General features: G+C 71.5%; 9 protein-coding genes. 5 read left to right on the top strand and 4 right to left on the bottom strand.

All coding sequences use genetic code 11. The features are described 5' to 3' along the window. The first annotated feature begins 125 nt into the window (after positions 1-125). A complete protein-coding gene (locus tag AOJ26_RS39910) occupies positions 126-374 on the top strand; it encodes an SCO4226 family nickel-binding protein (RefSeq protein WP_053853233.1) in 249 nt (82 codons plus the stop codon). Positions 375-464: 90 nt separating this feature from the next. Then, positions 465-932, top strand: coding sequence for a hypothetical protein (locus AOJ26_RS39905; protein WP_053853232.1), 468 nt, complete (start codon positions 465-467; stop codon positions 930-932). A gap of 66 nt (positions 933-998) precedes the next feature. Here the strand turns inward: AOJ26_RS39905 and AOJ26_RS39900 are convergent, their stop codons facing one another. Further along, positions 999-1,760, bottom strand: a complete 762-nt coding sequence (locus AOJ26_RS39900) for a phosphoglyceromutase (protein WP_031056517.1) — start codon at positions 1,758-1,760, stop codon at positions 999-1,001. Between the two features lie 163 nt (positions 1,761-1,923). Here AOJ26_RS39900 and AOJ26_RS39895 point away from each other — a divergent pair, with 163 nt between their 5' ends. Beyond that, the gene (locus tag AOJ26_RS39895) at positions 1,924-3,183 is read left to right on the top strand and encodes an MDR family MFS transporter (protein WP_053853231.1); all 1,260 of its coding nucleotides are present in this window, start codon (positions 1,924-1,926) and stop codon (positions 3,181-3,183) included. Between the two features lie 7 nt (positions 3,184-3,190). Here the strand turns inward: AOJ26_RS39895 and AOJ26_RS39890 are convergent, their stop codons facing one another. Beyond that, entirely contained in the window at positions 3,191-3,616 is a 426-nt protein-coding gene (locus AOJ26_RS39890; RefSeq protein WP_053853230.1) for a DUF2000 domain-containing protein, read from the bottom strand. Between the two features lie 49 nt (positions 3,617-3,665). On the opposite strand from AOJ26_RS39890, the gene AOJ26_RS39885 reads away from it, so the two are divergent. Continuing rightward, entirely contained in the window at positions 3,666-4,514 is an 849-nt protein-coding gene (locus AOJ26_RS39885; RefSeq protein WP_053853229.1) for a helix-turn-helix transcriptional regulator, read from the top strand. A 9-nt stretch (positions 4,515-4,523) separates the two neighbouring features. After that, positions 4,524-5,030 (top strand): hypothetical protein, encoded by a 507-nt coding sequence (locus AOJ26_RS39880; RefSeq protein ID WP_179200431.1) that lies wholly within the window; start codon positions 4,524-4,526, stop codon positions 5,028-5,030. 49 nt (positions 5,031-5,079) lie between these two features. Here the strand turns inward: AOJ26_RS39880 and AOJ26_RS39875 are convergent, their stop codons facing one another. Both AOJ26_RS39875 and mshA read right to left on the bottom strand, forming a co-directional pair. Then, a complete protein-coding gene (locus tag AOJ26_RS39875) occupies positions 5,080-5,580 on the bottom strand; it encodes a YbjN domain-containing protein (protein WP_053853227.1) in 501 nt (166 codons plus the stop codon). After that, positions 5,573-6,913: a D-inositol-3-phosphate glycosyltransferase gene (gene mshA / locus AOJ26_RS39870; protein ID WP_053853226.1), complete on the bottom strand. Its 1,341-nt coding sequence runs from the start codon at positions 6,911-6,913 to the stop codon at positions 5,573-5,575. The genes AOJ26_RS39875 and mshA overlap by 8 nt, the downstream gene beginning before the upstream one ends. Positions 6,914-7,082 lie beyond the last annotated feature (169 nt).

Here is a 7,082-nt window from a genome sequence, read left to right as displayed (position 1 = left end):
CGAAATCGAGGGGCCCCGGGACGACCCGGGGCCCCTCGGCGTCCCGGCTCGACCGGGCGGGTGGGGAGGGGGAGCATGGGAGAGAGGTGACCGTGCGGCTCGGGGAAGGCAGGGAGGTGGAGACCATGGCGCGGTTCATGGACGTACACCGTGGGATGCAGGGCATCACGGCCGACGAGTTGATGGAGGCCCACCAGGCCGACCTCGCCATAGAGAAGGAAGAGGGCGTGCACTTCGAGCGCGCCTGGGCGGACCCGGAGTCCGGCGTCGTGTACTGCCTCTCGGAGGCCCCGTCCCCGGAGGCGGTCCAGCGGATACACGAACGGGCGGGTCACAAGGCGGACGAGATCCACGCGGTGCCGTTTTCCGTGTGACGGCCGCGCGGGCGGGCCGGGCGCCTGGTGTCCCGCGGCGGCGAGGGCGACCATGAGAACCGTCGCCGTCACGCCGGTGCGAGGTACGGCATGGACATCGAGCTGACCTACCGAAGAGGGCTGCTGCGCAGCATCGGTGGTGTGGAAGTCACGTACGGTCCGCGGGAGTGGCTGGACGGCACACCGCGTGCCCTCGGTTCCTGGCCGCTCGAGTACCAGCGGTTCAGCACGAGCCTGCGGTCCGTGGCCGGTATCGAGATCACCTACCGCAGATGGTCCGCCCTGCCGCTCACCGTCGGCCGGTGGAGTTGCGAGCACAGCAGGTTCGGCAGCCGGCTGCTGCGCCTCGGCCCCTACGAACTCAGCCACGACAGAGGCGTCAGCCGCGTCCGGACCGTGGGCCCACTCGAGATCTCCTACGACCGCCTCGGCAGCCGCCCCATCCGCGCCCACCTCCCCGGCGACGGGGACGAACTGTCCCCCGACCTCCTCTTGGCCCTGTTCCTCACCCTGTTCTGGCAACAGCAGAACTGGGATGCCCAGCAGCGCAGCCGCTAGTGGCCCGAACAGCACAAAACCCCTGACCCGCGCGGTACGCGCAGGTCAGGGGCATGATCACAAACCCTACTTCTTCTTGCCCTGGTTCTTGACCGCCTCGATGGCTGCCGCCGCTGCCTCCGGGTCGAGGTACTTGCCGCCGGGGGTCACCGGGTTGAAGGACGCGTCGAGTTCGTAGTACAGGGGGATGCCCGTCGGGATGTTCAGGCCCGCGATGTCGGCGTCGGAGATGCCGTCCAGGTGCTTGACCAGGGCGCGGAGGCTGTTGCCGTGGGCCGCGACCAGGACCGTGCGGCCGGCGAGCAGGTCGGGGACGATGCCGTCGTACCAGTACGGGAGCATGCGGACGACGACGTCCTTCAGGCACTCCGTGCGGGGGCGGAGCTCCGGGGGAATCGTGGCGTAGCGGGGGTCGTCCGACTGGGAGAACTCCGTGCCGTCCTCAAGGGGCGGCGGCGGGGTGTCGTAGGAGCGGCGCCACAGCATGAACTGCTCCTCGCCGAACTCCGCGAGGGTCTGGGCCTTGTCCTTGCCCTGGAGGGCGCCGTAGTGGCGTTCGTTCAGGCGCCAGGAGCGGTGGACCGGGATCCAGTGGCGGTCCGCGGACTCCAGGGCGAGCTGGGCGGTGCGGATCGCGCGCTTCTGGAGGGACGTGTGGACCACGTCGGGCAGGAGGTCGGCGTCCTTCAGGAGTTCGCCGCCGCGGACTGCCTCCTTCTCGCCCTTCTCGTTGAGGTTGACGTCCACCCAGCCGGTGAACAGGTTCTTCGCGTTCCATTCGCTCTCGCCGTGGCGGAGGAGGATCAGCTTGTACGGTGCGTCGGCCATGCGTATGAGCGTAATCCACGCCTTCGGTCGCGGTGGTGCCCGCTCGACAGACGGACGGTTGACGGGATCTGTTAATTGGGTGGCCCGCCCCGGCCTCGCCTTCGTAAGTTGTGCCTGCCGTCAGAGCCACTTACTTACGTAGAGCCACCGTGGGGGACCCGCCATGCCACTCGCCGCCCTGAGACGTGCCACCCGCGAGACCGTCTCCGGGTTGCCGCGCGAGTTCTGGTGGCTGTGGACCAGCACCCTCGTCAACCGCCTGGGTGCCTTCGTCGCCACCTTCATGGCCCTCTACCTCACCCTCGACCGCGGCTACTCCGCCTCCTACGCCGGTCTCGTCGCCTCGCTGCACGGGCTGGGCGGGGTCGTGTCGTCCATCGGCGCCGGGGTGATGACCGACCGGCTGGGGCGGCGGCCCACCCTCCTCGTCGCGCAGTCCGCCACCGCCGGCTCCGTGGCGCTGCTCGGCTTCATGCACCACCCCGTCGCCATCGCCGCCGTCGCGTTCCTCGTCGGCATGACCTCCAACGCCTCCCGCCCGGCCGTGCAGGCGATGATGGCCGACATCGTGCGGCCCGAGGACCGGGTGCGGGCCTTCTCCCTCAACTACTGGGCCATCAACCTCGGCTTCGCCGTCTCCTCCATGGGCGCCGGGTTCATCGCCGAGTACAGCTATCTCGCGGGCTTCCTGATCGAGGCCGGGATGACCGCCGTCTGCGCGGTCGTCGTCTTCCTCAGGCTGCCCGAGTCCCGGCCCGTCGCCCAGCACGCCGAAAAGGCCGTCGACGATGTCCGCCTCGGCACCGTCCTGCGCGACGGGCGGTTCATGAGCGTCGTAGGGCTGTCCTTCCTGGTCGCCGTGATCTTCCAGCAGGGTTCGATCGGGCTGCCGGTCGCGATGGGCGAAGCCGGGTTCACGCCCGCCGACTACGGCCTGGCCATCGCCCTCAACGGCGTCCTCATCGTCGCGCTCCAGATCCCGGTGACCCGGTTCATCCAGGACCGGGACCCGCAGCGGCTCCTCGTCGTGTCGTCCCTGCTCGCGGGATACGGCTTCGGGCTCACCGCCTTCGCCGGGTCCGTCGGCCTGTTCGCCGTCACCGTGTGCGTGTGGACCCTGGGCGAGATGATCAACGCGCCCACCCAGACCGGGCTCGTCGTCCGCCTCTCCCCCACCCACGGCCGTGGCCGCTACCAGGGCATGTACACGCTGTCCTGGTCGGTCGCCGCCCTGGTGGCGCCCCTGATGTCCGGATTCGTCATCGACCGGTTCGGGGCGGAGTGGCTGTGGGGGCTGTGCGCGGTGGTCGGGACGGTGGCGGCGGTGGGCTACGCCGCCCTGATGCGCCACCTGTCCCGGGAGACGGCCGGCGCGACCGTCGTGTCCGAGCAGCCCGCGCCCGCCGAGGCCGGGGCGGCTTGAGCAGCGCTCAGGGGTGCATCCGCGCGCCCTTGAGCACCTTGTCCACGGCGTTGCGCGGGCCGTACACCGCGAGGCCCACCAGGTCCAGCTCCTCCGTCGCCACCGCCCGTACGGCCGCGCGGTTGTCCCGGTCGTTGCCCGTCGAGAACAGGTCGCCCGTGAAGAGCGCGCGCGGGAGCGAACGGGACAGCACGCGCGCGTGGGCCGCCTTCAGCGTCTCCTTCGTGCCCTCGAAGACCAGCACGGGCTGCCGGAACATCGGCAGGTAGGGCACACCGTCGGCGTCCTCGTACGGCTCGCCGACCACCTCGGGGGCCTGCGTGCCCAGGCCGCTGACGAGGAACGCGGTGACGTTCAGGCGCTGCCAGGTCTCCAGGTCCTCGCGCAGCAGGACGGCGATCTTGGTGTCGAAGCGGATGGGTTCATCGTTCATACGCTGAGACTGGCGGGCGTCGTACGGCCTCGTCTTGTACGTTCTTTGCATGGCGGCACCGACCATGCCCGCGCAGGAAGTCACCGCGTGGCGACCCGCCGTCCCGGGCGTCACCGAGGTCTTCCACGCCCGTTTCACCGAGTACGCCTACCCGATGCACGTGCACGAGGCGTGGACGCTGCTCATCGTGGACGACGGCGCCGTACGGTACGACCTCGACCGGCATGAGCACGGCACGCCGGACGACACCGTGTCGCTGCTGCCGCCGCACGTCCCGCACAACGGCTCGCCCGCCACGCCCGACGGCTTCCGCAAGCGGGTCCTCTACCTCGACCGCACCCATCTCGGCGACGAGCTCATCGGGGCCGCCGTCGACGGACCGGACCTGCGCGATCCCGTGCTGCGGCGGCGGGTGGGGCAGCTGCACACCGCGCTGGCCAGGCCCGGGGAGGAGTTCGAGGCGGAGAGCAGGCTGACGCTCATCGGCGACCGGCTCCGGTCCCTGCTGCGGCCGCCGTCCCACGACGGGCCCGCGCGCCGCGACCCCGCCCTCGCCCGCCGGCTGCGCGAACTCCTCGACGAGCGGGTCGTGGAGGGGCTGTCGCTGGAGGAGGCGGCGGGGGTCGTACAGGCCCATCCGGCGCATCTCGTACGGTCGTTCAGTGCCGCGTACGGCATCGCGCCGCACCAGTACCTGACCTCGCGGCGGGTCGACCGGGCCCGGCGTCTGCTGCTCGCGGGACAGGGGCCCGCCGAGGTCGCCGCGCTCACCGGATTCCACGACCAGGCCCATCTCACCCGGCACTTCAAGCGGTTGGTGGGGGTGACGCCGGGGCGCTACCGGACCAGTGCCGGGAGATCCACGAAAGGCGTCCGTCCGGTGATCGGCGCGGGTTAGCGTCACGGCATGGATGACAGACAGAACTCCTTGCCGTTCAGACGTCTTTCCGTGGCCGTCGCGGGGGCGGCCGCGCTGGTCGCCCTCAGTGTGGGCGGCGCCATCGCAGCGAGCTCGGACGACGAGCCCGCCGCCGGAACGAGTGTGTCGGAGACCCTCCCGCCGGATGCGGGCACGGACGGCGGAGGCGGTGACGGCGGCACGGTGGGCGGCAGCGGCGGCACCGCCGGGGGCGTCGACCCCAGCCCCACCTCCACGTCTCCCGACGAGCCCACGGAAGAGCCGACCGAGGAGCCCACCGAGGGGCCCACCACGCCGAGCGAGCTGGAGGAGCTCAACCGGCGTATCGCCGAGCTCGACAGGAAGGTCGACGAGCTGCCGACCAAGAAGGAACTCGCCGACGCGCTACGGGCTTTCGCGGACCAGCTCGACAAGCCGACCGCACCCGAGGACCCCGGCCCGGGCCACGAGCCGACCAGCGAGCCGCAGCCCTCCGGCTCACTGCCGCGCCGCTAGGCGCCGAGGGACGGAGACAACCCGGGGACGACCCGGAGACGACCCGGGGTCAGTCCTCCGCGCGCCGGGTCAGGTGCGCGAACGCGTCCAGGTTGCGCGTGGACTCGCCCCGGGCCACCCGCCACTCGTACTCCTTGCGGATCGCGCTGGCGAAACCCAGCTCCAGCAGGGTGTTGAAGCTGCCGTCGGCCGCCTCCAGGACCTGGCCGAGGAGGCGGTCGACCTCGTCGGGGGTGACCGCGGAGAGGGGGAGCTTGGCGGTGACGTAGACGTCGCCGAGCCGGTCGACGGCGTAACTCACGCCGTACAGCTTGAGGTTGCGCTCCAGGAGCCAGCGGTGGACGGCGGGTTCGTTCTCGTCGGGGTGGCGGATGACGAAGGCGTTCAGCGACAGGGAGTGGCGGCCGACGAGGAGGGAGACGGTCGTCTTCAGCTTGCGGGTGCCGGGGAGTTGCACGACGTAGTTGCCGGGTGCGGGGCTCTCCCACTCGACCTCGGTGTCCTTGAGGACGCCCTCGATGACCTGCGCTGCCTTCTCTTCGTCAGCCATGCAGCGAGCGTACGTGACGCCGGTACGACTGTGCCGCGGCCACGTACACGTCCGCCGTCGCCGCGGCCGCGGTGTCCCAGCCGAAGGACCGGGCGTGCCGGGCGGCCGCCTCGCCCATGCGGGCCGTGAGCGCGGGGTTGTCGGCGAAGTCGCCCAGCACGCGCGCGTAGGCGGCCGGATCGTGTCCCCGTACGAGGAACCCGGTCCGTTCGTGGGCCACGGCCACCGGCAGCCCGCCGACCGCCGCCGCGAGCACCGGGGTGCCGGCCGCCTGGGCCTCTATGGCGACCAGGCCGAAGGACTCGCTGTAGGAGGGCATGACCAGCACGGAAGCGGCCCGGAACCAGTCGGCGAGCTGCTCCTGGCCGACGGGCGGCTGGAACCGTACGACATCCGCGATGCCGAGTCGGGAGGCCAGCTTCTGCAGGCCCTCCGGCTTGGCGAGGCCGCTGCCGCTGAGGCCGCCGACGACCGGCACGAGGATGCGGGAGCGCAGGTCGGGGCGCTGGTCGAGCAGGACCGCCACGGCACGCAGGAGGACGTCCGGGGCCTTCAGCGGCTGGATGCGGCCCGCGAAGAGGGGGATCAGGGCGTCCTGCGGCAGACCGAGCCGGGCGCGGGCCGCCGCCCGGCCGTCCGCCGGGCGGAAGCGGTCGAGGTTCACACCGGGGTGCACGACGGCGACCTTGGCGGGGTCGGCGGCGTAGTGGTGCACGAGTTCCTCGCGCTCCTCGGCGGTGTTCGCGATGAGGCGGTCGGCGGCGGCGACGATCTGGGTCTCGCCGATGACGCGGGCGGCGGGCTCGGGGGTGTCGCCGTCGGCGAGGTTGGCGTTCTTGACCTTGGCCATGGTGTGCATGGCGTGCACCAGCGGGGTCCCCCAGCGCTGGGCGGCGAGCCAGCCGACGTGGCCGGAGAGCCAGTAGTGCGAGTGGACCAGGTCGTAGTGGCCGGGGCGGTGGCCGGCCCACGCCTGCATCACGCCGTGCGTGAAGGCGCAGAGCTGGGCGGGGAGGTCCTCCTTGTTGAGGCCCTCGTAAGGGCCCGCGTCGACGTGGCGGACCAGGACGCCGGGGGCCATCTCGACGGTGGGCGGGAGGCCGCCGGTCGTCGCGCGCGTGAAGATCTCGACCTCGATGTTGATCGCGGCGAGGCGCTGCGCGAGCTCCACGATGTAGACGTTCATGCCGCCGGCGTCGCCGGTGCCGGGCTGGTGGAGCGGGGAGGTGTGCACGGAGAGCATGGCGACACGGCGGGGGCGGCGGTGCAGGCGCAGCCGGTGGGGCACGGCGGCCTGGGAGCGACGCTGGAGCCTGCTGACGTACTGGCTCACGTGGCGTTCCTCCTTGCAGCGGGCATGCCGGACGGAGGGCGTGGGACACCCTCCAAGGGCGGCAACACCGGAGGGAGACATTCCCATTCCGATGGGCGGGGTTTTTGCCGAGGTATTACCGAATGTCGCTCAACCGTTCGAGGGGCGGGGGCGTCGGTCGACCGGGGGG

This window comes from Streptomyces sp. NRRL B-24085 (assembly GCF_001282115.1).
Lineage (GTDB): Bacteria > Actinomycetota > Actinomycetes > Streptomycetales > Streptomycetaceae > Streptomyces.
Note: the sequence above shows the minus strand (reverse complement) of the source record. Positions and strands in the feature narration are given on the sequence as shown.

Coding starts and splice junctions, on each gene's coding strand:
- AOJ26_RS39910 (WP_053853233.1), top strand. CDS start 126: ATGGCGCGGTTCATGGACGTACACCGTGGGATGCAGGGCATCACGGCC.
- AOJ26_RS39905 (WP_053853232.1), top strand. CDS start 465: ATGGACATCGAGCTGACCTACCGAAGAGGGCTGCTGCGCAGCATCGGT.
- AOJ26_RS39900 (WP_031056517.1), bottom strand. CDS start 1,760: ATGGCCGACGCACCGTACAAGCTGATCCTCCTCCGCCACGGCGAGAGC.
- AOJ26_RS39895 (WP_053853231.1), top strand. CDS start 1,924: ATGCCACTCGCCGCCCTGAGACGTGCCACCCGCGAGACCGTCTCCGGG.
- AOJ26_RS39890 (WP_053853230.1), bottom strand. CDS start 3,616: ATGAACGATGAACCCATCCGCTTCGACACCAAGATCGCCGTCCTGCTG.
- AOJ26_RS39885 (WP_053853229.1), top strand. CDS start 3,666: ATGGCGGCACCGACCATGCCCGCGCAGGAAGTCACCGCGTGGCGACCC.
- AOJ26_RS39880 (WP_179200431.1), top strand. CDS start 4,524: ATGGATGACAGACAGAACTCCTTGCCGTTCAGACGTCTTTCCGTGGCC.
- AOJ26_RS39875 (WP_053853227.1), bottom strand. CDS start 5,580: ATGGCTGACGAAGAGAAGGCAGCGCAGGTCATCGAGGGCGTCCTCAAG.